27 protein-coding genes are annotated in these 26,502 nt (G+C 70.9%); 12 read left to right on the top strand and 15 right to left on the bottom strand.

The annotated features are described in order from the left end of the window. Nucleotides 1-72 precede the first annotated feature (72 nt). Nucleotides 73-1,545, bottom strand: coding sequence for an MATE family efflux transporter (locus tag KVS71_RS02705; protein ID WP_025102772.1), 1,473 nt, complete (start codon nucleotides 1,543-1,545; stop codon nucleotides 73-75). A 176-nt stretch (nucleotides 1,546-1,721) separates the two neighbouring features. Between KVS71_RS02705 and cycA the strand changes: the two genes are divergently transcribed. Continuing rightward, nucleotides 1,722-3,185, top strand: coding sequence for a D-serine/D-alanine/glycine transporter (gene cycA / locus KVS71_RS02700; protein ID WP_368874536.1), 1,464 nt, complete (start codon nucleotides 1,722-1,724; stop codon nucleotides 3,183-3,185). A 4-nt stretch (nucleotides 3,186-3,189) separates the two neighbouring features. Here cycA and KVS71_RS02695 read toward each other — a convergent pair whose 3' ends face one another. From KVS71_RS02695 to KVS71_RS02685, 3 genes are all read right to left on the bottom strand, one after another. After that, complete coding sequence (locus tag KVS71_RS02695) at nucleotides 3,190-3,642, bottom strand: DUF2871 domain-containing protein (RefSeq protein WP_217583623.1); 453 nt, start codon at nucleotides 3,640-3,642, stop codon at nucleotides 3,190-3,192. A 78-nt stretch (nucleotides 3,643-3,720) separates the two neighbouring features. After that, nucleotides 3,721-4,344, bottom strand: a complete 624-nt coding sequence (locus KVS71_RS02690; protein ID WP_217583621.1) for a response regulator transcription factor — start codon at nucleotides 4,342-4,344, stop codon at nucleotides 3,721-3,723. Next, a complete protein-coding gene (locus KVS71_RS02685; RefSeq protein WP_217583618.1) occupies nucleotides 4,341-5,582 on the bottom strand; it encodes a sensor histidine kinase in 1,242 nt (413 codons plus the stop codon). Before KVS71_RS02685 ends, KVS71_RS02690 begins: the two co-directional genes overlap by 4 nt. 133 nt (nucleotides 5,583-5,715) lie before the next feature. Between KVS71_RS02685 and KVS71_RS02680 the strand changes: the two genes are divergently transcribed. From KVS71_RS02680 to KVS71_RS02660, 5 genes are all read left to right on the top strand, one after another. Continuing rightward, complete coding sequence (locus KVS71_RS02680; RefSeq protein ID WP_217583616.1) at nucleotides 5,716-6,369, top strand: YigZ family protein; 654 nt, start codon at nucleotides 5,716-5,718, stop codon at nucleotides 6,367-6,369. A gap of 65 nt (nucleotides 6,370-6,434) precedes the next feature. Then, nucleotides 6,435-7,352 (top strand): DnaJ domain-containing protein, encoded by a 918-nt coding sequence (locus tag KVS71_RS02675; protein WP_217583614.1) that lies wholly within the window; start codon nucleotides 6,435-6,437, stop codon nucleotides 7,350-7,352. Nucleotides 7,353-7,418: 66 nt separating this feature from the next. Then, on the top strand, nucleotides 7,419-7,838 hold the full coding sequence (locus KVS71_RS02670) for a Fur family transcriptional regulator (RefSeq protein WP_025102779.1): 420 nt from the start codon (nucleotides 7,419-7,421) through the stop codon (nucleotides 7,836-7,838). A gap of 64 nt (nucleotides 7,839-7,902) precedes the next feature. Next, nucleotides 7,903-9,372 (top strand): catalase, encoded by a 1,470-nt coding sequence (locus KVS71_RS02665; protein ID WP_025102780.1) that lies wholly within the window; start codon nucleotides 7,903-7,905, stop codon nucleotides 9,370-9,372. 117 nt (nucleotides 9,373-9,489) lie between these two features. Continuing rightward, on the top strand, nucleotides 9,490-10,290 hold the full coding sequence (locus KVS71_RS02660; RefSeq protein ID WP_144881692.1) for an alpha/beta fold hydrolase: 801 nt from the start codon (nucleotides 9,490-9,492) through the stop codon (nucleotides 10,288-10,290). An 88-nt stretch (nucleotides 10,291-10,378) separates the two neighbouring features. Here KVS71_RS02660 and msrA read toward each other — a convergent pair whose 3' ends face one another. From msrA to KVS71_RS02610, 10 genes are all read right to left on the bottom strand, one after another. Then, nucleotides 10,379-10,921, bottom strand: a complete 543-nt coding sequence (gene msrA / locus KVS71_RS02655; RefSeq protein WP_025102782.1) for a peptide-methionine (S)-S-oxide reductase MsrA — start codon at nucleotides 10,919-10,921, stop codon at nucleotides 10,379-10,381. Further along, on the bottom strand, nucleotides 10,918-11,385 hold the full coding sequence (msrB, locus tag KVS71_RS02650; protein WP_217583606.1) for a peptide-methionine (R)-S-oxide reductase MsrB: 468 nt from the start codon (nucleotides 11,383-11,385) through the stop codon (nucleotides 10,918-10,920). Before msrB ends, msrA begins: the two co-directional genes overlap by 4 nt. A 104-nt stretch (nucleotides 11,386-11,489) precedes the next feature. Continuing rightward, the gene (locus tag KVS71_RS02645; RefSeq protein ID WP_217583604.1) at nucleotides 11,490-12,407 is read right to left on the bottom strand and encodes a DUF4862 family protein; all 918 of its coding nucleotides are present in this window, start codon (nucleotides 12,405-12,407) and stop codon (nucleotides 11,490-11,492) included. Continuing rightward, nucleotides 12,404-13,090: a putative N-acetylmannosamine-6-phosphate 2-epimerase gene (locus KVS71_RS02640; protein ID WP_217583597.1), complete on the bottom strand. Its 687-nt coding sequence runs from the start codon at nucleotides 13,088-13,090 to the stop codon at nucleotides 12,404-12,406. The genes KVS71_RS02645 and KVS71_RS02640 overlap by 4 nt, the downstream gene beginning before the upstream one ends. Continuing rightward, nucleotides 13,087-14,019, bottom strand: a complete 933-nt coding sequence (locus tag KVS71_RS02635; protein ID WP_083370953.1) for an ROK family protein — start codon at nucleotides 14,017-14,019, stop codon at nucleotides 13,087-13,089. Before KVS71_RS02635 ends, KVS71_RS02640 begins: the two co-directional genes overlap by 4 nt. Further along, nucleotides 14,019-14,963 (bottom strand): dihydrodipicolinate synthase family protein, encoded by a 945-nt coding sequence (locus tag KVS71_RS02630; protein ID WP_217583595.1) that lies wholly within the window; start codon nucleotides 14,961-14,963, stop codon nucleotides 14,019-14,021. The genes KVS71_RS02635 and KVS71_RS02630 overlap by 1 nt, the downstream gene beginning before the upstream one ends. A 15-nt stretch (nucleotides 14,964-14,978) precedes the next feature. Continuing rightward, nucleotides 14,979-15,779: an ABC transporter ATP-binding protein gene (locus KVS71_RS02625; protein ID WP_060923411.1), complete on the bottom strand. Its 801-nt coding sequence runs from the start codon at nucleotides 15,777-15,779 to the stop codon at nucleotides 14,979-14,981. Next, complete coding sequence (locus KVS71_RS02620; RefSeq protein ID WP_217583593.1) at nucleotides 15,776-17,827, bottom strand: dipeptide/oligopeptide/nickel ABC transporter permease/ATP-binding protein; 2,052 nt, start codon at nucleotides 17,825-17,827, stop codon at nucleotides 15,776-15,778. Before KVS71_RS02620 ends, KVS71_RS02625 begins: the two co-directional genes overlap by 4 nt. A 1-nt stretch (nucleotide 17,828) precedes the next feature. Next, a complete protein-coding gene (locus tag KVS71_RS02615) occupies nucleotides 17,829-18,785 on the bottom strand; it encodes an ABC transporter permease (RefSeq protein ID WP_060923409.1) in 957 nt (318 codons plus the stop codon). A 76-nt stretch (nucleotides 18,786-18,861) separates the two neighbouring features. Next, nucleotides 18,862-20,454: an ABC transporter substrate-binding protein gene (locus tag KVS71_RS02610; RefSeq protein ID WP_144881683.1), complete on the bottom strand. Its 1,593-nt coding sequence runs from the start codon at nucleotides 20,452-20,454 to the stop codon at nucleotides 18,862-18,864. A gap of 128 nt (nucleotides 20,455-20,582) precedes the next feature. Between KVS71_RS02610 and KVS71_RS02605 the strand changes: the two genes are divergently transcribed. From KVS71_RS02605 to KVS71_RS02580, 6 genes are all read left to right on the top strand, one after another. Continuing rightward, on the top strand, nucleotides 20,583-21,305 hold the full coding sequence (locus KVS71_RS02605; RefSeq protein ID WP_060923475.1) for a FadR/GntR family transcriptional regulator: 723 nt from the start codon (nucleotides 20,583-20,585) through the stop codon (nucleotides 21,303-21,305). Nucleotides 21,306-21,353: 48 nt separating this feature from the next. After that, nucleotides 21,354-22,271, top strand: coding sequence for a DUF808 domain-containing protein (locus tag KVS71_RS02600; RefSeq protein WP_060923476.1), 918 nt, complete (start codon nucleotides 21,354-21,356; stop codon nucleotides 22,269-22,271). Nucleotides 22,272-22,306: 35 nt separating this feature from the next. Then, a complete protein-coding gene (locus tag KVS71_RS02595; protein WP_217583589.1) occupies nucleotides 22,307-23,503 on the top strand; it encodes a hypothetical protein in 1,197 nt (398 codons plus the stop codon). A gap of 74 nt (nucleotides 23,504-23,577) precedes the next feature. Beyond that, entirely contained in the window at nucleotides 23,578-24,105 is a 528-nt protein-coding gene (locus tag KVS71_RS02590; protein ID WP_144881682.1) for a GNAT family N-acetyltransferase, read from the top strand. Nucleotides 24,106-24,107: 2 nt separating this feature from the next. Then, the gene (pnuC, locus tag KVS71_RS02585) at nucleotides 24,108-24,815 is read left to right on the top strand and encodes a nicotinamide riboside transporter PnuC (RefSeq protein ID WP_060923478.1); all 708 of its coding nucleotides are present in this window, start codon (nucleotides 24,108-24,110) and stop codon (nucleotides 24,813-24,815) included. Between the two features lie 74 nt (nucleotides 24,816-24,889). After that, on the top strand, nucleotides 24,890-26,254 hold the full coding sequence (locus KVS71_RS02580; RefSeq protein WP_083370955.1) for an LLM class flavin-dependent oxidoreductase: 1,365 nt from the start codon (nucleotides 24,890-24,892) through the stop codon (nucleotides 26,252-26,254). A 70-nt stretch (nucleotides 26,255-26,324) separates the two neighbouring features. On the opposite strand, the gene KVS71_RS02575 is transcribed toward KVS71_RS02580, so the two are convergent. Further along, complete coding sequence (locus KVS71_RS02575) at nucleotides 26,325-26,501, bottom strand: hypothetical protein (protein ID WP_025102796.1); 177 nt, start codon at nucleotides 26,499-26,501, stop codon at nucleotides 26,325-26,327. Nucleotide 26,502: the final 1 nt, after the last annotated feature.

The raw sequence follows: 26,502 nt of genomic DNA, 5'->3' as shown, positions 1-26,502 counted from the left end.
TTAGAAGTGTCTCTCCGGAAGGCCATCCGTCTCAAGTCCGATCCGGGTCATCCTTCCGGTGGATATCGCGGATCAGCGCCGGACCGGCCACCGCAGCCGGCGGGGCCGCACGACGCGGACCGGGCGGGTGACGACCGCGTCCACCACCATCGAGCCGTCGGTGGGGCCGACGATCGCGATCGCGGAGGTCTCGGTGGCCTCGGCCGGCGCCACGGGCTGCGTCGCCAGCGCGCGATGCGCCTTGACGTAGGCCGGCACGAGGAGCACGATCGCGCCCACCCAGGCGAGCGGGTTGCTGAGGGCCACGCCGTCGAAACCGATCATCGCCCCGAGGACGACGGCGGCGACGACGCGCATCACGAGCTCGATCACGCCGGTGACCGTCGGGACCAGCGTGTGGCCGAGTCCCTGCAGCGCGCCGCGGAGCACGAAGAGCATGCCGAGCGCCCAGTAGCCGCAGCCGTTGATGATGAGCATGCGGTGCGCCATGTCGACGACGTCGTCCGAGCCGTCCCCGACGAACAGCCGGACCATCGGCGCGCCGAACGCGATGAGCAGCCCGCCGAGGACGATCGCCGCCGCGACCGCCATCCAGGTGGCCTCGACCACACCGCGCCGGATACGGTCGGGGCGACGACCACCGTGGTTCTGCGCCGCGTACATCGACACGGCGAGCCCGAGCGAGGAGAGCAGGGCGACCGCCAGGCTGTCCACGCGGGACGCCGTCGTGTAGGCCGCGACCGCGTCGGCGCCGAGAGTGTTGAGGGCGACCTGCACCGTGAGGGTCCCGATCGCGATGATCGAGGCCTGGAAGCCCATGGGGAGACCGAGGCGCAGGTGGTCGGCGATGTCGGTCCGGGAGATGCGCCAGTCCGAGCGACGCAGGTGCAGCATGGGCAGCCGCCGGCGCACGAATTCCAGGCAGAGGATCACCGAGACGGCCTGTGCGACCACGGTGGCGAGCGCGGCACCCGCGACGCCCCACTCCAGCGGACCGACCATGAGCACCACGAGGCCGACGTTGAGCGCGCAGGAGACCGTGAGGAACACCAGCGGGGTCTTCGAGTCGCCGATGGCGCGGATGATGGCGGAGAGGTAGTTGAAGAACATCGTCGCGCCCGCGCCGAGGAAGCTGATCTGCGTGAACACCGTCGCCTCGGCCATGAGCTCGGGCGGCGTCTGCAGCAGCGCGAGGATCGGCCCGGCGATGAGCGGCGCGACCACCGTGAGGACCACGCTCGTGATGCCGCTGAGGAGCACACCCGTGGCGACCGAGCGGCGCACGGCCGCGTCGTCGCGCGCACCGAAGGCCTGGGCGATGGGGATGGCGAAGCCGCTCGTCAGACCCCAGGCGAAGCCGAGGAGCAGGAAGAGCAGGCTGCCCGTCGCGCCGACGGCGGCGAGGGACTGGACGCCGAGGTGGCGTCCGACGACGATCGCGTCGGCGAACTGGTAGAGCTGCTGCACGACGTTGCCGAGCAGGAGCGGGATCGAGAAGGCGAGGATGACGCGCCACGGACGGCCCGTGGTGAGGGTGGTGGCCATGAAGGAAGGGGCTCGCAGGGAAAGAGGGGATGGATCGGGGGTGCGCCCAGTTTATCGAATCGTTTCGGGCGAACGGGACACCCCGGGCCGGATCGCCGTCGCCGGGGCGTCGATTTCGGACGAGCGGGCGCCGGTGGTTACTCTGCATCAGTCGAGGACGACCGGAGGAGATGAGCGTGACGAAGGAAGACACGGGGGCCATCCGCCAGGGGCAGAACGGAGCCGGAGGCGAGGAGCACCTGCGGCGCGCGCTCAGCAACCGGCACATCCAGCTGCTCGCGATCGGCGGGGCGATCGGCACGGGCCTGTTCATGGGCAGCGGCAAGACGATCTCCGTCGCCGGCCCCTCCGTGATCTTCGTCTACATGATCATCGGGTTCATGCTGTTCTTCGTCATGCGGGCGATGGGCGAGCTGCTGCTGTCGAACCTCAAGTACAAGTCGTTCAGCGACTTCGCGAGCGACCTGCTCGGCCCGTGGGCGGGCTTCTTCACCGGCTGGACGTATTGGTTCTGCTGGGTGGTCACGGGCGTGGCCGACGTGATCGCGATCGCCGGGTACACCGACGCCCTGATCCCCGGCGTGCCGCTGTGGATCCCCGGTCTCCTCGTGGTCGTGATCCTCCTGGCGCTCAACCTGCCGACCGTCGCCGCCTTCGGCGAGATGGAGTTCTGGTTCGCGCTCATCAAGATCGTCGCGATCGTCGCCCTCATCGTGACCGGCCTGGTGATGATCCTCACCGGGTTCTCCCACGACGCCGGCACCGCGAGCTTCTCGAACCTGTGGGAGCACGGCGGCATGTTCCCGCACGGCTTCCTCGGATTCGTCGCCGGCTTCCAGATCGCGGTGTTCGCGTTCGTCGGCATCGAGCTCGTCGGCACGGCCGCCGCGGAGACCAAGGACCCGAAGCGCAACCTCCCGAAGGCCATCAACGCCATCCCGATCCGGATCCTGCTGTTCTACGTGGGCGCGCTCATCATCCTCATGGCCGTCACGCCGTGGACCGAGTACGTCGCCGGCGAGAGCCCGTTCATCGCGATGTTCGCCCTCGCCGGGCTCGGCATCGCCGCCACCGTCGTCAACCTCGTGGTGCTCACCTCGGCGATGTCCAGCGCGAACTCCGGCATCTACTCCACCTCGCGCATGGTCTTCGGGCTGGCGCAGGACGGCGACGCCCCCCGGTTCTTCGGCCGGCTCTCGAAGCGCCGCGTGCCGCAGAACGCGCTGTTCCTGTCCTGCATCCTGCTGCTGTCCGGCGTCGTGCTGCTCTACGCGGGCAAGGACATCGGCACGGCGTTCGAGATGGTCACCACGGTGTCGGCCGTGTGCTTCATGTTCGTGTGGACGATCTTCCTCTGCAGCTACCTCGTGTACCGGCGCCGTCGTCCGGAGAAGGCGGCGACCTCGGCGTTCAAGATGCCGGGCGGCGTGTTCATGGTGTTCGTGGTGCTCGCGTTCTTCCTGTTCATCCTCTGGGCGCTGACCACCCAGCCGGACACCCTGATCGCCCTGCTCGTGACGCCGATCTGGTTCGCGATCCTCGTCGTCGCCTGGCTGTTCGTGCGGAAGTCGCCGCACCACCTGGAGCGCCACGCCGCCCACATCGCCTACCTGCGCGACGACACGATCCCGGCCGACTGAGGCGTCAGGCCACCGACTCGAGGGTCGCGGGCTGTGTGGCCGCGACCTTCGGGGCGAACACACGGGGGCGGAGCGCGAGGAACAGCAGCACCATGCCGGCGGCGAGCAGCATGTGCCCCACGCCCGCGATGCCGGCGATCATCTTCGTCGACTCCTGGCCGAGCACCGTGAGGCAGCCGTGCCAGACGAGCATCGCCGAGGTCAGCACGAGCCCGGCGGTGTAGGTCCAGAAGAACCAGCCGAACAGGCGGGTCTCGGAGAGCGCGAACGCCTTCTCCAGGAGCATCACCACGAGGAAGACGACGAAGCCCAGCACGAGCAGATGCGTGTGCACGAGTCCGAGCTGCGTCGGCGCCCCTTCGGGGAAACCGTTGATCTTGGTGAACTCGCGGTAGAAGAGTCCGGAGGCGACGCCCACCAGCATGGAGGCGAACGCGGCGGTGAAGAGCCTGCGCATGGGAGTCCTTTCTGTCTGCCTCCAGCCTCGCCGTGGGGCCGTCGCTGCGGATCCATCGAACGGTTGAGGCCGCGGGCGTCAGAGCAGTCCGGACTCCCTGGCGATCGCGACCGCCTTCGCGCGACTGTCGGCCCCGAGCTTCTCGAAGACGTGCACGAGGTGGGTCTTCACCGTCGCCTCCGTGACGAACAGCGCCTTCGCGATCTCCCGGTTCGAGGCCCCGGTGTCGAGCAGCCGCAGCACGTCGAGCTCGCGCCCCGTGAGCTGCACCCGCGGGGCGCGGAGGGCGCGGCCGACGCGCGCCGTGAGCTCCGGCGTCAGCGCCTGCCCACCCGATGCGGCCTGTCGCACGGCCCGGACGATGTCCTCCGAGGCGATGTCCTTGAGCAGATACCCCGCCGCCCCGGCCTCGATCGCGCCGAGGATCTGGGCGTCGCGGTCGAACGTCGTGAGGATGAGCACCGCCGGCGCCGGGTCGAGCGCCCGAAGCGCCGCCGTCGTCTGCACGCCGTCCATGCCGGCCCCCAGCCGCAGATCGCAGAGGACGACGTCGGGACGGAGGTGCCGGGCGAGGACGACCGCCTCCTCCCCCGACGCGGCCTCGCCCACGACCTCGGCGTCGTCGCGACGGTCGAACAGCGAGCGCACGCCGGCGCGGACGATGGGGTGGTCGTCGACGAGCAGGATCCGCACGGGGGTCACGACCGACCTCCCAGGGGGAGGTGGGCCGACAGCGCGGTGCCGTCGCCGGGGGCGCTCTCCACGTCGAGACCGCCGCCGAGCTCGCGCAGTCGGGCGCGCATCGCCCGCAGGCCGTAGCCGCCGCCGGGCCCCGCCGAGTCCAGCCGCGACGGGTCGAAGCCGCGACCGTCGTCGACCACGTCCAGCCGCACCGCGTCGCCGGCGTCCGCGAGGGTCACCACCACCCGAGTGGCGCCGGCGTGGCTGCGCACGTTGGCGAGCGCGGACTGCGCCGTCCGCAGCAGGGCGACCTCGGCATCGAGGCCGAGTGCGGGCAGATCCTCGTCGGCATGGAAGGTGGCCGCGATCCCGGTCTCGGCGGTCAGGCGCTCGAGCATCCGGGCAAGGGCGTCGCTCAGCGCGGAGCCGTCCAGCTCGGCGGGCATGAGGTCGTCGACGATGCGCCGGGCGTCGGCGAGCCCTTCCGCGGCGAGGGCCCCGATCTGCCCGAGCGCCCGATCCCGGCCGTCCTCGTGCTCTGCGGCCGACCGCGCCAGCAGGACGATGGACGACAGGCTCTGGGCGACCGTGTCGTGGATGTCGCGCGACACCCTGGTGCGCTCGGCGGCGGCGCCGGACTCCCGCTGGGTCCGGGCGAGCTCGTCCTGGAGGGCCGCCATCTCCTGCTGCGTCGCGACGAGGGACGCGATGAGTCGCCGCCGCTCCCGCCCGTCGCGGACGAGCTCCAGGTAGCCGCGGGAGATCCCGAGGGCGAAGATGCCGCCCACCAGCGGCCCGATCACGTTCGCGTAGGTGGTCGTCCCGGTGTGCAGCAGCGGCGCGACGATGACGACGGCGAGGATGAGGATGCTGAGCAGCACAGCCCACCGCAGTCGCAGCAGGAAGCCGGCGAGCAGCCACAGCGAGAACGCGAGCCAGACGAACTCCGGCGACAGCGCCACCGCTCCCAGCCAGATGGCCGTGAGCCCCAGCAGCCAACCGGCGGCGAGTGCCCGGTCGTCCGTGCGGGAGGAGAGCAGGAGTCCGCCGCCGTACCAGCCGAGGAAGGCGAGGGCGGTCGCGAGCAGCCACGGCACCGGGACCCCGTCGGCGAGGGAGCGGACGACGCCGACGACGGTGAGCACGACGGTGATGACGGCCTGGCCGACACGGAGCGACGTGACCAGGCGCCCCCAGGAGCGCGTGCGTCCCGTCCGCCCTCCCGGGTGGTCGGTCTCGGCGGTGTCTCCGGTCGGCATGCTGACATTCTCGTCCGCCGGGCCGATGTGCGCCTCCATCCTTCGGTCGACCCGGTTCGAATCGCCCGATTGGCGGCATCCGGCCCGGATTTGGAACCAATCAGGCGATTCGAACGGAGGTATCGTGGGGCCGATGTCGACACCGCACCCGTTCCCGGCGACGATCGCGGCGGCCGTCGACCACGAGCTCGTGATCCGGAAGTCGCGCTTCCTCACCCATGTCGCACCGGTGTCGTCGGTGGCCGAGGCCGAAGCCGTCATCGCGACGGTCCGGAAGCGCGCCTGGGACGCGAACCACAACTGCACCGCGATGGTGACCGGGCTGCACGGGGATCAGGCGCGCTCCTCGGACGACGGCGAGCCCTCCGGAACGGCCGGGGTCCCGATGCTCGAGGTCCTCCGGCGCCGCGGCCTCACGGACGTCGTCGCGGTGGTGACCCGCTACTTCGGCGGGGTGAAGCTCGGGGCGGGCGGCCTCATCCGCGCCTACTCCACCGCGGTGTCCGAGACGCTCGACCGGGCCGCCCTCGTCCGTCGCGCGGCGCTCACCCAGGCGACCGTCGAGGTCCCGCACGCCGAGGCCGGCCGCTACGACAACCTGCTCCGCGACTGGGCGGCCTCCCACGGGGCCACGCTCGGCACGCCGACCTACGGGGCCTCCGCACAGCTGGAGCTGTGGGTGCCCGCCGCCGCGCTTCCGCGCCTGACCGCCGACCTCGCCGCCGCGTCCGGGGGCGCCGTGGCCCCGGTCGCCGGGATCGAGCGGATCGTCGACGTCGCAGACTGAGACCTCCCGGCAGTCGCACACCGTCCGACGGATATCCTGGACGCCGCGGTCGCGGAAGGAGAGCGATGTTCGACAGTCCGCTCTCGGCCTCGCCGTACGAGATCCTCGGCGTGGATCCGGCCGTCGACGACGCCGAGCTCCGGCGGGCGTACCGGCTGCGACTGCGGCAGACCCACCCCGACACCGGCGGCGACGCGGCCGTGTTCATCCAGGTCCAGCGCGCGTGGGAGCTCATCGGCACCGCGGAGGACCGCGCCGCGTACGACCGCCGCGCGGGCCTGACCGACGACGGCGGCGAATGGAGCGGCTGGCGCCCCCAGACCGTGCGCACCGACACCCGGCCGCGCGCCCGCTCCTACGGACACCCCGGCGGCTGGCGCCGCGAACGCTACCTCTCCCTGATCCGCGAGTGGGCGGGTCACGGGGTCGAGGTCCCCGATCCGTACGCCCCGGCCCTCGTCCGCGCCGCCCCGCGGGAGCTCCGGCGGCTGCTCGCCGACGCGCTCGCGGAGGAGGCCACCGCCCGGACGGTCTCCGACCTCGGCATGGGCTTCACGGTCTGGCACGACGTCGCCGCCGGACAGACCCCCGAGGACAAGCTCGACCACGTGGTGCTCAGTCCCTCCGGCCTCTACGGCCTCATGTCCGAGGACTTCGGCGGGGTCGTGGGGTTCCGCCGCGGGGAGATCACCGGCCCGAGCCTCGGCACCCGGGCCCCGGTCACGGCGGCTCTCGCCCGGATGCGCGCGGTGGCGAAGGCCGCGAAGGTGAAGTTCGGCGGCGCGATCGTGGTGCTCCCCGACGACGACCTCGCCCAGGCGGTCACCCCGCTCGGCAGCAACCGCGGCGTCCCGGTCGTGGTGGTGCGGCGCAGCGCGCTGGCGATGGTGCTGCGGCAGGGCGTCCCCGGGGCGCGGGCCATCGGCGGCAACGAGCTGTTCGATATCCGCACCCGGCTGCAGCAGACGGTCCGCTTCGTCTGACGGCGACGCGCCCGGCATCCCGGCATGCTCTTTTGAATCACTCAAAACACGTGTAGAGTCGAGGGCATGGAGACGGAACTCGACTCGGCGTTGCGCGACGCCGGGCTGCGTGCGACTGCGGGCCGCGTCGCCGTTCTCGAGGCTCTCGGCTCCATGGCCCACACGGATGCGGAGCGGGTCTACCGCGCCGTGTCCGACGTGCTTCCGACCACGTCGATCCAGTCGGTGCACAACATCCTCGCGGACCTGACGACGGCGGGCCTCATCCGCCGGATCGAACCGGCAGGCTCCGCGGCGCTGTACGAACGGCGCATCGACGACAACCACCACCATGTCGTCTGCACCTCCTGCGGTGCGGTCGGCGATGTGGACTGCGTCGTCGGCGAGGCGCCGTGTCTCACCCCGTCCTCGACGGGGGGCTTCACCGTGCAGACAGCTGAAGTCACCTTCTGGGGCCTCTGCCCCAGCTGCCAGAACGCCGCGTAGGCGCATCCACCGATCCCCTCCCCGAGGGTCCGTTCGGCATGTCCGCGCGGAGAAGGAGAAGACCATGACCAACCCCACCGACGCGGGCCGTCCGGCCACGACGACGCAGGCCGGAGCGCCGATCGCGAGCGACACCCACTCGCTGACCGTGGGCCCCGACGGCCCCACCGCGCTGCACGACCACTACCTGGTCGAGAAGCTCGCCTCCTTCAACCGCGAGCGTGTGCCGGAGCGCAACCCGCACGCCAAGGGCGGCGGCGCGTTCGGTGAGTTCGTCGTCACCGAGGACGTCTCGAAGTACACCCGGGCGGCCGTGTTCCAGCCGGGCGCCACCTCGGAGACCCTCCTCCGCTTCTCCTCCGTCGCCGGTGAGCAGGGCTCGCCCGACACCTGGCGCGACGTGCGCGGGTTCTCGCTGCGCTTCTACACGACCGAGGGCAACCTCGACATCGTCGGCAACAACACCCCGACGTTCTTCCTCCGCGACGCCATCAAGTTCCCGGACTTCATCCACTCGCAGAAGCGCCTCGGCGACTCCGGCCTGCGCGACGCGGACATGCAGTGGGACTTCTGGACCCTCTCGCCCGAGAGCGCCCACCAGGTCACCTACCTCATGGGCGAGCGCGGCCTGCCCCGCAGCTGGCGTCACATGAACGGCTACGGCTCGCACACGTACTCGTGGATCAACGCCGAGGGCGAGGTGTTCTGGGTGAAGTACCACTTCATCTCCCACCAGGGCGTCGAGGCGATGAGCCCGGAGGAGGCCGAGCAGCTGGCCGGTTCCGACGCGGACCACTACCGTCGCGACCTGTTCCAGTCGATCGCCGAGGGCGACTTCCCGAAGTGGGACCTGTACGTGCAGATCATGCCGTACGACGAGGCCAAGGACTACCGCTTCAACCCCTTCGACCTCACCAAGACGATCTCGAAGAAGGACTACCCGCGCATCAAGGTCGGCACGCTGACCCTCAACCGCAACCCGGAGAACTTCTTCGCGCAGATCGAGCAGGCCGGCTTCGCGCCGGGGAACCAGGTGCCCGGTACCGGCATCTCCCCCGACAAGATGCTCATGGGCCGGATGTTCGCCTACCCGGACGCCCAGCGGCACCGCATCGGCGCGAACTACAACCAGCTGCCGGTGAACCAGCCGCACGCCGCCGAGACCCGCAACTACCAGCACGAGGGCTCGATGCGGTACCAGTACAACGACGCCGCGCACCGCACCTACCAGCCGAACTCCTTCGGGACCCCCGGTGGCCCCGCGGCCGACCCGGCGAAGGGCATCGAGGTGAACTGGTCGGCGGACGGCGAGCTCACCCGCTCCGCCGCGACGCTGCACGCCGAGGACGACGACTTCGGTCAGGCCGGCACGCTGTACCGCGAGGTCTTCGACGGCCCGCAGCGCGCCCGCTTCCTGGAGGTCCTGACCGGTCAGGGCCGTTCGATCACGGTCGACGCCATCCGCGAGCGCTTCTTCCAGTACTGGACGAACGTGGACGCCGAGCTCGGCGCCGCGCTGCGCGACCGCGTCTGACCCGAGACCCCGGGTTCTCCTCGAAACCCCCTCTCCGCGACACCGCGGGGAGGGGGTTTCGGCGTGTAACCGGGGTCTCGGCGCCCCGGAAGGGAGGAGCGGGGGGAGGATGGTGGGGTGGCTGTTCCCCTCTCCGACCTCACCGAGATGCCCGACCCGCAGCACGTCTACGCGGCGGACGGCACACGACTGGCGACCTACACGTGGGGCGAGCTCGACGCCCCGGTCGTGGTGACCGTGCACGGCTTCGCCTCGGGCGCGCGCGACAACTGGGTGCTGACCGGCTGGGTGCGCGAGCTGACCAGGGCCGGGTACCGCGTGCTCGCGCTCGACCAGCGGGGCCACGGGCAGAGCGACAAGCCGCACGAGTCCGACGCCTACGCCATCCGCAACCTCGTGACCGACGTCGAGACCGTCATGGACACGTACCTCGTCGACGACGCGTTCTACCTCGGCTACTCGCTCGGCGCCCGGGTGGGGTGGGAGGTGGCCCGCGAGCTCCCGCATCGGATCGGCCGGGCGGTCCTGGGCGGTGTCCCCGACGGCATCCCCCTCGCACGTCTCGACCTCGACCAGGTGCGCGCGTACATCGCGGACGGCACCCCGGTGGAGGACCGCACGACGCAGAACTACATCGCGCTGACCGAGCGGGTGCCCGGGAACGATCTGCGCGCGCTCATCGCCCTGGCGGAGGGACTTCGAGGCTCCGGCACGATCGATCCCGATCCCGCGGACGCGCCGGTCGTGCCGCTGCTGTTCGCGACGGGATCGAAGGACGCGATCATCGAGGGCTCCCGGGCACTGGCCGCCGCGGCTCCCGATGCCCGTTTCGTCGAGCTCCCGAACCGCCACCACTTCAACGCCCCCGGCTCCCGCGACTTCAAGGAGGCCGCGCTCGGTTTCTTCGCCGAGTCCTGACCCCGCCGAGACCCCGTCTCCGCGCCGAGACCCCCTCCTGCATGCGTGTGCAGGAGGGGGTCTCGGCGCGAAAGCGGGGTCTCGGGGATCAGGCGGTGGCGTCCTCGCGCTTCGGGAGGACCCAACCGGCGCGGGGGAAGTGGCACGTGTAGCCGTTCGGGTACTTGATCAGGTAGTCCTGGTGCTCGGGCTCGGCCTCCCAGAACGGACCGGCGGGCTCGATCGTCGTGACGGCCTTCCCCGGCCACAGCCCGGAGGCGTCGACGTCGGCGATCGTGTCGCGGGCGACCTGCTCCTGCTCGGGGGTGAGCGGGAAGATCGCCGACCGGTAGCTCGACCCGATGTCGTTGCCCTGACGGTTCAGCGTCGACGGGTCGTGGATCTGGAAGAAGAACGCCAGGATGTCGCGATAGGTCGTCGCACTCGGGTCGAAGACGATCTCCACGGCCTCCGCGTGACCGGGGTGGTTGCGGTAGGTCGCGTGGTCGTTCTCCCCGCCGGTGTAGCCCACGCGGGTGTCGATCACCCCGGGCTGGCGGCGGATGAGGTCTTCCATGCCCCAGAAGCAGCCGCCCGCGAGGACGGCCGTCTCGGTCCCGGGGGTGCGGGTGATGGTTCCGGTGTCGGTCATGACTGCTCCTCAGAGGTGTGGGTGGTGAAGAGGGGGCTGTAGCGACCGTACCCCTCCTTCTCGAGATCCTCCGCCGGGATGAAGCGGAGGGCCGCCGAGTTCATGCAGTAGCGGAGGCCGCCCTCGGCGCGGGGTCCGTCGTCGAAGACGTGACCCAGGTGGCTGTCGGCGCCGGACGACCGCGCCTCGGTGCGGGTCATCCACAGCGTGCGGTCGGTATTCGTGGTCACGGCGTCGGCGTCGATCGGGCGCGTGAAGCTCGGCCAGCCGGTGCCGCTGTCGTACTTGTCCCGGGAGGAGAACAGCGGCTGCCCGGAGACGACGTCGACGTAGATGCCGTCGTCGTGGGTGTTCCAGTAGGCGTTGCGGAAGGGCGGCTCGGTGGCGTCCTGCTGCGTGACCTCGTACTGCAGGTTCGTGAGACCGCTGACGGCCTCGGGGGTCCTGCCGTAGTCGTTCGACATGAGTGGCTCCTTGTCCGACGCCGCTGGCTGCGGCGTCACTGAGGAGAACCAGGGAGGAGCCCGTTTTGGTCCCGCGGGGCTGGGAGCGGGCTGGGAGTTTCCGCTCAGCCCGCGTCTCGGACGACGGCGAGGTTCCGTTCCGCGGTGCGGACGATCTCCGCGACCGTGCGATCCTCCGGCCGTCGCGCGACCTTGAGTCCGAGCCAGGGCACAGCGCCCGCGGCGCGGAGCCCCGTGCGGACGTGCGCCGCGTCGAGCAGCGACGCGGACGCGGGATGGGTCTCCGCGATGGGCAGATGCGCGTCCGCCCAGGCGGGGCCGTACGGACTCTCCACCGGCGCGGCCCCGGAGAACGCGAGCCCGGTCAGCAGCCCCGAAGCCGCTGCGTCGGCGATCTGCGCGGTCACCGCATCCGCGTCCCGCAGCTCGATCGCCGACCGCCCCCAGTTGAGCCAGAGGCCGAACGGGGCGGCGGCGGATCGGATGGCCGCGATCTCGGCAGCGAGCGGGAGGAACCCCTTCTCCGGCGTCTGACCGGGAACGGCCGCGTCGCAGTGCTCGATGACGAGCCGGGCTCCGCTCCAGTCGAACGCCGCGACCTCCTCCAGCGACCGGGCGAGCGCGTCCCCGTCTCCGCTCCCGCGGGGCGCGGTGTGCAGCATCACCACCGCGACCGATGCGGCGCTCTCGGCGGTGAGCCGCGCGACGTCGTCCGCCACGCGCCGCAGATCCGCCACCGCCGCGGCTCTCCCCTCCGCCTGCGGTGAGGCGAGGCCGTACGACGAATCCTCCCCGAGCCGCCGCATCACGAACGGCACCGCGGTGACCGCAAGGGGCACCGCCGGCACGTGGCCCAGGAGCCAGGACGGGTCGTGCGGATGCACCGCCCCCATCCACGGCACCTCGAGCCCGGCCACCCCGGGGAGCGCGCAGAGCTCCGGCAGCAGCGCGGCCTCCAGCGCCGGATCCCAGTGGGCGTGCGCGGGGGACAGCGGATAGGCGCTGAGGAGCACGGGGGTCACGGACGGGCCTCGGCAAGACTCCGCGCGAACCAGGACGTGATGGTGGCCGGATGGGTGATGGCCGTGCCGACGCACACGGCGTAGGCCCCCGCGGCGATCGCGGCGGCGGCGTGCGCCGGGGTGTGGATGCGCCCTTCCGCGACGATCGGGCGGGTGCAGCGTGCCGCGATGAGGCCGATGAGCTCGAGGTCGGGGCCGTCGCCCTTCGGACGCTCCCCGGTATAGCCGGACAGGGTCGTGCCGATGATGTCCGCGCCCGCGGCCTCGGCGGCGATCGCATCGTCGAGCGACCCGCAGTCGGCCATGATGAGCGTGTCGGAATGCGCGCGCAGCCCCACGATGGTCTCCGCGAGTGTACGGCCGTCGGGCCGGGGGCGTCGGGTGCCGTCGATCGCCACGATGTCGGCGCCCGCGTCGGCGACGGCCACGGCATGTTCCAGTGTCGGCGTGATGAAGACGTCGGCATCGCCGTCCTTCCACAGCCCGATGATCGGCACCGGAAGCTCGGCGACCGCGCGGATGTCGTCGATCCCCTGCACGCGGATCCCGGCGGCGCCGCCGACGAGGGCGGCGTCGGCAACCTGCGCCATGGTGCGCGGGTCGCGCATCGCCTCCCCGGGGTACGCCTGACAGGAGACGATCAGGCCGCTGCGCAGGCGTTCGAGGATGGGGGCCGGTGTCATGGTCGCCTCCAGGCGGATGCCGCCGCTCCCCGCAGCGGCGCGTCGTCGCCGAGGGTTCCCGGCAGGATGGGGGTGTCGTGCAGGGCGTCGATGGCCTCCGCGTGGAAGGCCGCCCGCAGGGAGTCCCACCACAGCTCGCCGATGCGCGGCACGCCGCCGGTGACGACGATCCGCTCCGGGTCGAGGAGGGTCGCGGCTCCCGCGAGTGCGCGGCCGACGGCGGCGGCGGAATCCTGGACGGCGCGCACGGCGAGGGAGTCCCCCGTGCCGGCCGCGGCGGCGACCCCGCGCGCATCGCGCAGCGCCGCATCGCCGCCGAGCGAGAGGTAATGCCGGTGCAGGCCGATGCCGGAGCCGAGGGCCTCGAGGTGTCCGCTGCGGCCACAGGGGCAGCGGAGGTGCGCGGCGCCCGGGATGGGGAGGTGCGCGAGCTCGCCCGCCACGTGGTGGGCACCGCGCACCGGACGGCCGTCGAGGATGACGCCCGCGCCGACCCCGGTGCCGACGGCGACGACGAGGGCGCTCGAGGCTCCGGCGGCGGTCCCGTGGAGGTACTCCCCCGTGGCGTGCGCGTCGACGTCGTTCTGCACGGCCACCGGCGCATCGGCGGGGAGGCGGTCCGCGAGGGCTCCCCGGATCAGGGCGGCCAGCGGAGTGCCCGGCCAGTCGGCGAAGGTGTCGGTGGCCGACACGATCGTCCCCGTCCGTGCGTCGACCACGCCCGCGGTGCCGATGCCGACGCCGACGAGCGCGGACTCCTCGTCGAGCAGTTCCTGCGCGAGCGCGGCGACGGTCGCCACGACGGCGGCGGGTCCCGCGCTCGCGGGGGTCGGCGCCGCGGCGGTGCGCAGCAGCGCGTCCGCCCGGTCGGCGAGCGCCGCGGCCGTCTTGGTGCCGCCGATGTCGACGGCGAGGACGACCTCGCGCATCAGACGGCGACCGGAAGCAGACCGAGCTCGTCGAGGATCGTGCGGATGCCGGCGACGGCCTCCGGCGTGAGCGGCTCCACCGTGTCGGCCATCGTCGCGTGGTCGATGATGCCGCGCGCGTGCATCGCCGCCTTGAACGCCCCGACGCCGGTGGCGTCGCCGGACAGCCCCTGCGGCTGGAACACGATGTCGAAGAGCCGGTTGATGCGCTCCTGCTCGGCCCGGGCGGCCGTCCAGTCACCGCTCTGCGCGGCCTCCCAGAGGCGCACGTAGCCCGCGGCCTCGACGTTCGCCAGGCCCGGGACGACACCCGCGGCACCGACGAGGGCCATCGCGTCGACGACGACCTCGTGCCCGGTGAGCAGCTGCAGCGGGCGACCGGCGGCCTCGTTCGCCGCGATCAGTCGGCGGAACCCGACGTCGTCGCCGGACGAGTCCTTCACCCCCTGGATCACGCCCTCCCGGCCGAGCTGCACGAGCAGGTCGATGCCGAGCTTGGAGTGCACCCGCACCGGCACGTCGTAGGCCCAGAGCGGCACGTCGATCGCGGCGGCGATCGTCCGGAAGTGCGCGGCGACCTCGGCCGGCGAGTTCAACGTGTACAGCGGCGCGGTGGTCACGATCGCCTGCGCGCCCGCGGCCGCGAGCCGACGGGCCGTCTCGATGATGCGCGGGGCCGTGAGCTCGATGGCGCCGGCGATGACGGGCACGCGTCCCGCGTTCGCGGCGACGATCGTCTGCAGCAGCTCGACGCGCTGGTCGTCGGTGAAGTAGGCGGTCTCGCCGGTGGAGCCGAGCGCGAACAGTCCGGAGACGCCCTCCCCGATCAGGCGCTCGACCAGGCGGGTGAGCGACGCGTGGTCGATCGTCCCGTCGGTGAGCAGCGGGGTGGCGACCGGCGGGACGACGCCGGAGAACGACAGGGCGGGAGCGGGGGAAGGCATAGAGGTTCCGTCTTTTCAGTGGTGGGGTTCGAGCAGCGAGGGCGCGGCGCCCAGCAGCGTGCGGGTGTAGGGGTCGGCGGGGTCGTCGAAGACCCGGGCGGCGTCGCCGTGCTCGACGACGCGGCCCTTGTTCATCACGGCGATCTCGTCGGAGAGGTAGCGGACGGTCTGGATGTCGTGGGAGATGAAGACCATGCCGAGCCCGAGCTGCTGCTTCAGGTCGGTCAGCAGGTTCAGGATCTGCGCGCGCACCGAGACGTCGAGGGCCGAGGTCGGCTCATCGGCGACGATGACCTGCGGGTCGAGGACGAGGGCCCTGGCGATCGCGACGCGCTGCCGCTGGCCGCCGGAGAGCTGACTGGGCAGCGCCTCCAGCGCCGACGACGGCAGCCCCACGAGCCCGACGAGGTCGCGCACCTTGCGCTCCCGGCTCGCCGGGGAGCCGAGGCGATGCACCTGCAGCGGATCCAGGAGCGCGTCCCGCACGGTCATGCGGGCGTTCAGAGCCGTCGCCGGGTCCTGGAAGACCACGGAGAGGATGCGTCCCAGGCGCTTGCGCACCGCGGGGGTGAAGGAGCGCACGGTCTCACCGTCGAAGACGACCTGACCGCTCGTGGGCTTCTCGAGGCCGATCAGCACCTTCGCGGAGGTGGACTTGCCCGAGCCGGACTCGCCCACGATGCCCAGCGTCTGTCCGCGGCGGACCGTGAGCGAGACCCCGGCGAGCGCGTCGACGTAGTGCGGGCGGAACAACGACGAGCTGCGGGCCCGGTAGCGGACGTGCACGTCCTGCAGCTGGATGACGGGTTCGCTCATCGTCCTGCTCCGATCGGTTCGACGGGCGCATCGGCAGGATGCGCGGAGTAGTAGTGCTCGGTACCGGCGATCTGCCGGCGCACGGGTTCCACCCCGGCGTACCGGGCGGGGTCCGTCGAGCGCGGCGCGAAGCGGTCGCCCTGCGGGAAGTCCCGCGGGGAGGGGACGACACCGGACACCTGGTGCAGGCGGTCGGAGCCGGCCTCGATCGAGAGCACCGCCCCGAGCAGGCCCTGGGTGTACTCGTGGACGGGCTGCGTGAGCACCTCGCGTGTGGTGCCCTGCTCCACGACCTGGCCCGCGTACATCACCGTGATCCGGTGCGAGAGCTCGGCGACGAGGGCGAGGTCGTGCGAGACGAACACCAGTGCGAACCCGAGCTCCCGCTGCAGCCGCATCAGCAGCTCCACGACCTGCGCCTGCACCGTCACGTCGAGGGCCGTGGTGGGCTCGTCGGCGATCACCAGCCGCGGGTCGCGGGTCAGGGCCATCGCGATGAGCACGCGCTGCCGCTGGCCGCCCGAGAGCTCGTGCGGGTACGAGGCGAGCGTGCGCTTCGGATCGAGACCGACGAGCTCCAGCAGCTCCTCGGCCGTGCGGGTGCCGCCGCGGGAGGTGAGCTGCTTCATCTGCGCGCGGATCAGCATCGCGGGGTTCAGCGAGCTCAGGGCGTCCTGGTAGATCATCGCGATGTCGTGGCCGCGCAGCGCGTTGCGCTCCTTCGGCGTCATCCGCAGCAGATCCTTCCCGTCGAACAGGATGCGCCCGCGGACGTCGGCCTTCGGATCGAGCAGCCCCATGATCGCCAGCGAGGTGATGGACTTGCCGCACCCCGACTCCCCCACGAGCGACATGGTCTCGCCGGGGCGCACGGTGAAGCTGACGTGGTCGACCACGTCGACGTCGCCGTGGCGCGGGAAGGAGATGCAGAGATCCTGCACCTCGAGCAGCGGCGCGGCGTCTCCCGTGTAGACCAGGCGGTCAGTGCGGGAGAGTTCGCGGACACGCAGCTCGGCGAGGCGCTCCGCCAGCGGCACCGTCTCCGCGGTGGGCACGAGCACGTCGGGCACGCCGCTGGGCACCGAGAGGTTGACCGCGGTGTCGACCGTCGGGATGACGTGGGTGTCGTCCGGGGCGGCGGCCTCCTCCAGGTCGTGCGTCGACTCCTCCGTGTTCGCGGCGTCGGCGGTGATCTTCCTGGCGCGCGGCGAGACCATGGCGTCGGTCATCCCCTCGGACAGGATGTTGAGGCACAGCACGGTGATCATGATGAGGATGCCGGGGAAGAACGTCGCCCACCACGCCCCGCTCATGAGCAGGTTCCGGCCCGCGGCGATGACGTTGCCCCAGGACGGCTCAGGATCGGGCACACCGGCCTGAAGGAACGACAGCGAGGCCTCGAACACGATCGCGTCGGCGACGAGCACCGTGGCGAAGACGAGCACGGGTGCCATGGCGTTGCGGGCGACGTGCCGCACGATGATCCGCGGCGTCCCCGCGCCCATTACGCGGACGGCCGAGACGTAGTCCTCGCCGTACTGGTCGAGGATGTTCGCCCGGACGATGCGGGTCAGCTGCGGCACGTAGAGGAATGCGATCGTGAGCACGAGCACCGGCAGCGACTTGCCGAACACCGCCACGAACACCGCGGCGAGCGCGATGCCGGGGAACGACATGATCACGTCCATGACCCGCATGAGGGTCTCGGAGATCCACTTCGGCGCGGTCGCGGCGATCGTGCCCAGCACGCAGGCGACGGCGAGGGCGACGAGGGTGGCCCCGAGCCCGATCACGAGGGAGTAGCGGGCCCCGTAGACCAGTCGGGAGAAGATGTCGCGACCCTGCCGGTCGGTGCCGAACCAATGCTCCGCACTCGGCGGCTGCACCGGGGAGCCGGAGGCGAGCGGGTCGTACGGCGAGATCAGCGGAGCGAGGATCGCGGCGAGCGCGATGATCGCGAGCACGGCGAGGCAGATGATCGAGCCGAGGGAGAGACGGCCCCAGCGGAGGCCGGGGACGGAGAGCCGTTCCGTGAGTCTGCGTCGCATGTCACACCGCCCGGATTCGAGGATTGATGAGCACGTACAGGAGGTCGACGATGATGTTGATCACGACGAACGCGAGCGCGACCGCGAGCGTCACGCCCTGCACGAGGTTGGGTTCGTTGTTGGTGACCCCGTTGAGGATGAGGGTGCCCATCCCCGGGATCGCGAAGATGATCTCGATCACCACGGCGCCGCCGAGCAGGTACCCGATGCGGAGACCGAGCACCGTCACGGGGGTGATGAGCGCGTTGCGCAGCACGTTGCGGCCGACGACGATCACCCGCGGGATTCCGGCGCCGAGGGCGGTGCGCACGTAGTCGCGATCGAGCTCCTCGACCATCGAGGTGCGCACGACCCGGGAGAGCTGCCCGATCACGGGCACGGCGAGTGCGACCGCGGGAAGGGTCATCCGGGCGAGCCACCCGGACGGGTCGTCGGCGAAGGCCGGCAGCGGGCCCGAGGCCGGCAGCACCCCGAGCGCCAGGGTGAACACCTGGATGAGGAGGATCGCGAGCCAGAAGGAGGGCGTGGACAACGCGGCGACGCCGAAGACGCGGATGACCTGGTCGGGCCAGCGGTCGCGGTAGACGGCGGCGAGGACGCCGATCACGAACGCGACGAGGACCGCGATCACCAGACCGAGGAAGGTCAGGGCCAGCGTCACCGGGAAGGCCCTGGCGACCTCGTCGACCACCGGCAGGCTGCGGGCGGAGTAGGTGCCCAGGTCGCCCTGGACGAGGCCGATCAGGAAGTTCACGTAGCGGACGAACAGCGGGAGGTTCAGTCCGTGGTCTTCGCGGTACGCCTCCAGCGCTTCGGGGGAGGCGGTCTCGCCGAGCGCGGTGCGTGCCGGGTCGACGGGCGAGAAGGACATCACGAAGAAGACCAGGAACGTGATGCCGAGGATCATCAGCGGCAACTGCAGCAGTCGCCGGCCGACGAGGCGGAGCGTGTGGGACACGTGCCGCTCCTTCCGGGGGTGGGGTGGCGGGGGCGCGCTCCTCGGGCGAGCGCGCCCCCGCCCTGTCGGGCAGGTGCTACTTCGCGGCCACGCCGACGTCGAGGAACGACAGTCCGGTCGTGGGGACCGGCTGGAAGCCGACCAGCTCCTGCGAGCTCCAGGCGGTGGGCAGCTTGCGGTGGAACAGCGGGTACAGCACGGCCTGGTCGGAGATCAGGTCGTACGCCTGGTTCCAGGACTCCTGCTGCTCCTCGCCCTCCTGGGTGACGGCGGTGTCGAGCAGCGTGCGCAGCTCGGCGTACTCCGGGGAGTCGGCCCAGGCGGTGCGCGTCTGGGTCCAGACGTTCTCGCCGTACCACCAGTTCATGAGCAGGTCGGGGTCCACGCCGAACACCGACGGGTCTCCGGGGGCGATGGCGACGGTGTAGTCGCCGGAGTCGACCTTCTCGTACATCGACGCCGACTGGCTGATGTCGAGGGTGGTGTCGATGCCGATCGCGTCGAGGGACTCCTTGATGAGCGGGGCCACCTCCTTCACCCATCCGGTGTCGGTCATGCGCAACGTGATCGCGAGGTCGGAGACCCCGGCCTCCGCCAGCAGCTCCTCCGCCTTCTCCGGGTCGTACGAGTAGACCGTGGAGGCCTCGTGGTAGTTCGGGTAGTCCTCGGGCAGGAACGACGTGGCCGGGGTGGCGTTGCCGAGCATGCCGGTCTCGATGATCTTGTCCATGTCGAGCGCGTAGTGCAGCGCCTGGCGGACGCGGACGTCGTCGAACGGCTCGGCCTTCGTGTTGAACATCATGAAGAGGAGGCCGAACGACTGCACGCTCTCGACCTCGGACGAGGCGGCCAGTCCGTCGGCGTCGATGTACGGCACGTCCTCGATCGCCTGCACCGTGCCGGTCGACATCGCGGTGACGCGGGCCGAGGCGTCGGCGAGGAGGTTCCAGTTCATGCCTGCGGCGAGCGCGGGACGCGGGCCGTTGTAGTCGTCGTACCGCTCGAAGACGATCTTGTCCTCGGGCACGGCGGAGACGAGGGCGTAGGGACCGGAGCCGACCGGGTTCGCGCCGAACTCCTCGGGATCGGCCTCGACCACGGCCTTCGGCACGATCTTGACGACGCCGAGTCGATCGTCGATGAGGGAGAACGGGTAATCGGTGGTGATCCGGACGGTGTCCTCGTCGACGGCCGTGACCGTGTCGATGAAGTCGACGAACGAGCGGAACAGGGAGTTGTTCGCCGGGTCGAGGACGCGCTCGTAGCTGAAGACCACGTCGTCGGCGGTGACCGGGTCTCCGTTCTGGAACGTCGCGCCTTCGCGGAGGTCGATGTCGTAGGTCGTCTCGTCGACCTGCGTCGGGAAGTCGGCGGCGAGGGCGGGGGCGGGCTCCTGCGTGACGGGGTCGAGGTCGATGAGTCCCTCGAAGATGTGCCAGTTCGCCGAGACCGTCACGGCGCCTGAGGCGACCATCGGGTCGAAGCTGCCGTTCAGGGTGTACGAGATCCCGGCTTCGATGATGCCGTCCGGGTCGATGTCGCTCGCGGCGGGGCTCTCGGCGGTGCCGGCGGCGCCGCCGCAGCCGGCGAGGGCGAGGGACGCGGCGACCGTGCCGGCGACCGCCATCGCGAGACGACCCGCGCGGCGGCGGGTGCTGTGTCGGTTCATGTGTGCTCCAGGTGGTGGGGGGCGACGCCTTGAGGACATCAGACGTCTGATGTACTCTAAACACACGTTCGACCGGATCACAAGAGTGAGAGGATCGGAGCGTTTCCGGCAGGCAGGAGAGGGACCCTATGAAGTCCACCACGGGGAGGGCGTCGCGGATGCGGCGAGCCACGACGGCGGATCAGATCAAGCAGCTCATCCTCACGCGCGGACTCACTCCCGGCGATCCCCTGCCGACCGAGGCCGAGCTCTGCGAGGAGCTCGACGTGTCGCGCTCCTCGGTCCGCGAGGCGATCCGTACGCTCTCCACCCTCGACATCGTCGACGTCCGGCACGGACACGGCACCTACGTGGGCCCGATGTCGCTGGACCCGATGGTCGAGGCGCTCGTCTTCCGGGGTGTGCTGTCCCCCGAGGGGTCGCTGCAGGCCCTGCGCGAGGTCGTCGAGGTGCGCCTCGCGCTCGACCTCTCCATGGCCGAGCGCGTGGTCGAGGCCGCTCAGGCGCAGGCGGACCCGGAGCTCGACGAGCTCGTCGCCGAGATGGTCGACAAGGCCGGCCGCGGCGAGTACTTCCTCGACGAGGACAGGGCGTTCCACACCCGCCTCTTCGGCGCCATCGACAACCGTCTCGTCGGCCAGCTCGTCGGAGCCTTCTGGGACGTGCACACCGCCGTGCTCCCGCAGCTCGGCATCGCGCAGCCCGACGACATCCACAAGACCGCCAAGGCGCACGGTGACATGCTGGACGCCGCGCGCTCCGGCGACGTCGAGCGCTACCGCCAGGCCGTCATCGAGCACTACCAGCCGCTGCAGCGGGTGCTGGCGACCGCGGAGGACGTGCGGGCCTGAGCTGAGGAGTCGGTAGTCTGACTTTCCCACCACGGAAAGAGGACCCGCATGTCCGTTGGACTGCTTGCCGTCGTCGACGACATCCTGAGCGCCGCGATGAAGGCGTCGGCGAAGGCCGCCGGAGTCGTCATCGACGACGCCGCCGTGACCCCGCAGTACGTGCAGGGCCTCACCCCGGCCCGCGAGCTCCCCGTGGTCGGCAAGATCGCCCTCGGGTCGCTGGTGAACAAGTTCGTCATCATCATCCCGATCGCGCTGCTGCTCACGGCCTTCGCGCCGTGGGTGCTGCCCTACCTGCTCATCCTCGGCGGCTCGTACCTGTGCTTCGAGGGCGCGGAGAAGGTGCTCGAGTGGTTCGGCGTGCAGCACGGCCACGCCGACGAAGGCGCCCGCGACGAGAGGAAGCTTGTGCTCGGCGCCGTCCGCACCGACCTCATCCTCTCGACGGAGATCATGCTCATCTCCCTCGCCAGCCTCGACAAGGGACTCGGCATCTGGTCCACCCTCGCGATCCTCGCGGTGATCGCGCTGGTCATGACCGTCGCGGTGTACGGGGCCGTGGCGCTCCTGGTGAAGATCGACGACATCGGCCTGAAGATGGCGAAGAACCCGGCGCAGCGCGTCCGGCACACCGGCACCCGCATCGTCCGGTCCATGCCCGCGGTCTTCCGCTTCATCAGCGTGCTCGGCACCGTCGCCATGCTGTGGGTCGGCGGGCACCTCGTCCTCATCAACCTCGGCGAGGTCGGGCTGCACGCCCCGGCCGACGTTCTCCATGCGGTCGAGCACGCGCTGGAGCCCCTCGGCGGCTTCGTGGTGTGGGTGGTCGACACGATCATCTCCGCGATCGCCGGTCTCGTCTGGGGCCTCGTGATCGTCGGGGTCGTCCTGGGCGTCGCGAAGCTCTTCGGCAGGAAGCCGAGCTTCCACGAGGGCGAGGCCTCTCCCGCCGACATCCACGTCTGAGTCCGTCGCGGCGGGGGTGACGTAGTCTCGACGCCATGCCTGCGAGTCGCACCCTGCACCGTTCGACGCGTGACGCGGATCGATGGTTCCGCGAGCAGGGCCTTCCCACCTTCGTGCCGCTGCGCCGGTGGTTCACCGATCTGCCGCGCCGCGTGGCCCCGCTCATCGCCTGGGTCGCCGTCGCCGCCTACCTCTTCCAGGACGGCATCGAGGCGGTGTACGAGGTCGCCCTCGACGATGCGGCCGAGGACGCCGCCTTCGTGGCCGTCCTCGCCTTCGTCATCTTCGTGATCGCGGTGAGCCTGGCGTGGGGGGCGTACTACCTCGTGCGCACGGTGCTGCGCCGGCTGCGTCCGCCGGCCGGCACGACGCTCGCGCTTCTCGTCATCGCGGGGGCACTCGCCTTCCTGGTGGCCTCCGGGTACGTCGATCACCCGGGCGCCACCGTGGGGCCCGTCCTCCGCGCGCTTCTCGTGCTCGCCGTCTGCGTGCTCGTCACCGGCATGGGCGGCGGCGCCCTGCTCGGGTGGGCCTCCCGACTCGCCGTGCGCAACGCCTCCGCGATCGGACACATGGCCTCCATCGCTCTGCCGGTGATCCTGATGCTCGTCGTCTTCGCGTTCTTCTCGGCGGAGGTGTGGCAGATGGCGTCCGCCCTCTCCTGGGGGTCGATCGCACAGGTCGGGCTCGTCGTCGCCGTCCTCGCCGGCATCGTCGTGCTACGGGTGAGTGCTTCGGAGATCGACGACGGATCCCCACCCCCGACCGCGGAGCAGCGCACCGCACTCCTCGTCGGCACGCCGGCGGAGGGCGCAACGGCAGCCGACGGCGGCCGCCTCCCGCTCCGCGCACCCCAGCGCATCAACATCCTGCTCGCCATGACCGTCGCCCAGCTCGTGCAGGCACTCTTCTTCACCGGCCTCATCGCGGCCCTGCTCATCGTGATCGGCGGGATCGCCGTGCCGTCGGGCATCATCGGGATCTGGCTCGGTTCCGGCAGCGCCGCGCAACCGCTCGCCGTGCAGCCGCTGGAGTTCTTCGGGCAGAAGCTCCCGCTCACAGTGAACCTCCTCAAGGCGGCCACGCTGCTGGCGGTGATCGCGGCGCTGCCCTTCGTCTTCTCGGCCGTGAGCGAGGCGCGGTACCGCGAGCGCTTCTTCGACCCGATCATGGCCGACATGCATCGCGCCATCCTCGTGCGCGACGAGCTCGGACGCCGCGGCGCACGCTGACGTCAGGTGCCGCCCCCGTCGATCCTGCTAACGTCGGCGTGCGCACCCGAAGCGCGAAGAAGGAAGAACCTGCGATGACCGCCGTGCACCTCAGGCCCGCCGAGAGCGCCGACCTCGACACGATCACCGAGATCCACAACCACGCCGTCCTGCACACGACCGCGATCTGGAACGAGGAGGCGGTGGATCGCGCCGACCGGGAAGCGTGGCTCGCCGACCGGACCGCGCGCGGCTGTCCCGTCATCGTCGCCGCTGACGAGAGCGGCGTCGTGGGTTATGCGTCCTATGCCCAGTGGCGCCCGCACAGCGGTTACCGCCTCACCGTGGAGCATTCCGTCTACGTGCGCGGCGATCAGCGCGGACGCGGCATCGGCACGCTCCTCATGACGGAGCTCATCGCCCGGGCCCGGGCAGCCGGGATGCACGTGATGATCGGCGGTGTGGAGAGCGGCAACACCGCCTCCCTCACCCTCCACGAGCGCCTCGGGTTCCGGGAGGTGGGCCGCATGCCCCAGGTCGGCGCGAAGTTCGGCCGGTGGCTCGACCTCAGCATGCTGCAGCTCGTGCTCGACGAGCGCCCCACCCCCGACGCGGCGCTCTAGCGATGGACTTCCTGCAGTGGCTCGTCGACGCCTTCTCCTCGTCCTGGGTGCTTCCCGGTGGGCAGACCCTCCTGGTGCGTGAGGTCGTCGGGAACGCGTTCGGACTCGCGAGCGCCCTCGGGGGCATGCGGCGCAAGGTCTGGGCGTGGCCGGTCGGCATCGTCGGCAACGTCCTGCTGCTCACGGTGTTCCTCGGATCCGCCCTGAGCCCCGACCCGTCGCTGCCGCATCTCCTCGGTCAGGCCGGGCGGCAGATCATGTTCATCGCCGTCGCGATCTACGGGTGGATCCGCTGGCGGAATGCCGACGGCGGTCGCATCGTGCCGCGGTGGGCGCCGACCGGGGCCCGCATCGGTCTGGTCGTGGTCCTCGTCGTCGGAACCGTGGCGCTCACCCCCCTGTTCCGCGCCCTGGGTTCGTGGGAGCCGGTCTGGGCCGACGCCTGGACCTTCGTCGGGTCACTGCTCGCGACCTACGGCATGGCCAAGGGCTGGACCGAGTTCTGGCTCATCTGGATCGCCGTGGACGTGGTGGGGGTGCCGCTGCTGTTCAGCTCCGGCTACTACGCGACCGGCCTCATGTACGTGTTCTACGGCGTCTTCACGGCGGTCGGGTTCGTGATCTGGTGGCGAGCGCAGCGACAGGCCGCGCGCCCGATCGAGATCCTCCCTCCCGACCCGAGCCCCCGCCGTCCGGACGAGGAGGCCTGAGCCGCACCGCGGATTGTTTCCGTGCGTGTCGCCGTCGCTCGCCCCGGCCCCGTCCGGTCCCGTTTCATGGGGGCATGACCCGGCAGATCCGCTTCAACGCCTTCGACATGAACTGCGTCGCCCACCAGTCGTCCGGCCTGTGGCGGCACCCCGACGACCGGTCGCGGCAGTACAACACCATCTCGTACTGGACCGACCTGGCGAAGCTGCTGGAGAGCGCGACCTTCGACGGGATCTTCATCGCCGATGTCCTGGGCACCTACGACGTCTACGGCGGCACGAACGAGGCCGCCATCCGCAACGGCGCCCAGGTGCCCGTGAACGACCCGATCCTCCTGGTCAGCGCGATGGCCGCGGTGACCGAGCATCTGGGGTTCGGCGTCACGGCCGGCACCGCGTTCGAGCACCCCTACCCGTTCGCTCGGCGGCTCAGCACGCTCGACCACCTCACCCAGGGCCGCGTCGGCTGGAACGTCGTGACCGGGTATCTGCCCAGCGCCGCGCGGAACATGGGCCAGGAGGACCAGCTCGCCCACGACGACCGCTACGACCACGCGGACGAGTACGTCGAGGTGCTCTACAAGCTTTGGGAGGGGTCGTGGGAGGACGACGCGGTGGTGGAGGACCGCGAGCGCGGGATCTTCACCGACCCGTCGAAGGTGCATCCGATCCGGCACGAGGGGAAGCACTTCTCCGTGCCCGGCATCCACATCTCGGAGCCCTCGCCGCAGCGGACTCCCGTGATCTACCAGGCCGGCGCCAGCCCGCGCGGGGTGCGGTTCGCGGCGGAGAACGCCGAGGCCATCTTCGTCGCCGCGCCGTCGAAGGAGGTGCTCGCCGGGACCGTGAAGCGCATCCGCGACGCCCTCGAGGCGGCGGGGCGCGACCGTCATGACGCCCGCATCTACACGCTGCTGACGGTGATCACCGCGGCGACGAGCGAGGAGGCGGCCGCGAAGCACGCCGAGTACCTCTCCTACGCGAGTCCGGAGGGCGCACTCACCTTCATGTCGGGGTGGATGGGCGTCGATCTCTCGCAGTACGCCGAGGACGAGCCGGTCGGGAACGTCGAGTCGAACGCGATCCAGTCCGTGCTGCAGCACCTCAAGGAGGAGGCCGACCTCGGGCGCGAGTGGACGGTGGGCGACTTCGGCCGCCACAACGCGATCGGCGGGCTCGGCCCCACGATCGTCGGCTCCGGGGTCGAGATCGCCGACGAGCTGCAGTCCTGGGTGGAGGAGACCGACATCGACGGCTTCAATCTCGCGTACGCGGTCACCCCCGGCACGTGGCAGGACGTCATCGAGCACGTCATCCCGGTGCTGCGGGAGCGCGGCGCCTACCCCGAGGAGTACGTGCCCGGCACGCTCCGCCACAAGCTGCACGGCCGCGGCGACCGGGTCCAGCCCACGCACCGCGCCGCCCAGTACCGCCTCTGACCCCGTTCGAGTCGCCCACTTTGCTGCAAAACGGCCGGTTTTGCCGCAAAGTGAGCGATTCGAAGGCAGGTCAGTCGGCGTCGCGGGTGAAGAGGCTCCGCAGCACGAGGAAGACCACCACGGCGACGACCGCGACGATGGCGAGCTTCGCGATGAACCAGAGCACCGAGAACAGCGCGCTGACGATCCACCACGCGATCACGACGGCGAGGATGACGCCGAGGACGGTCCAGATGTTCTTGGTCATG

The sequence above is a fragment of the Microbacterium sp. GbtcB4 genome (genome assembly GCF_019091465.1).
GTDB lineage: Bacteria > Actinomycetota > Actinomycetes > Actinomycetales > Microbacteriaceae > Microbacterium > Microbacterium paraoxydans.
This window is presented reverse-complemented; position numbering and strand designations above follow the sequence as displayed.